Raw genomic sequence first — 244 nt, forward strand, 5'->3', positions numbered from 1 at the left:
CATTAATACTGTGCCACCTACACCACCTTCATCTAAACGCGCTTCGGGCGATTTATATACCTCAACACTGGCTATCATGGCTGAAGGAAGTAGCGTGTAATCAAACGAACGCGAAGGCTCGCCTGGTGACGAGGCAATAAAATTACCGTTAAGCTGAGTAAAAGTAAGCTCAGACGACAAACCACGAATACTTACCGATGCGCCTTCGCCGCCATCACGCTCAATCATTACCCCTGGTATACGT

The 244-nt window shown here is 48.0% G+C and carries 1 protein-coding gene; it reads right to left on the reverse strand.

The window, feature by feature from the left end; genetic code table 11:
• Nucleotides 1-244, reverse strand: a 244-nt coding sequence (locus AAEY97_RS21455) for a TonB-dependent receptor plug domain-containing protein (protein WP_351001413.1), incomplete at both ends; no start/stop codon positions are given.

It is taken from the genome of Shewanella sp. TB7-MNA-CIBAN-0143 (genome assembly GCF_040310065.1).
Classification (GTDB): domain Bacteria; phylum Pseudomonadota; class Gammaproteobacteria; order Enterobacterales; family Shewanellaceae; genus Shewanella.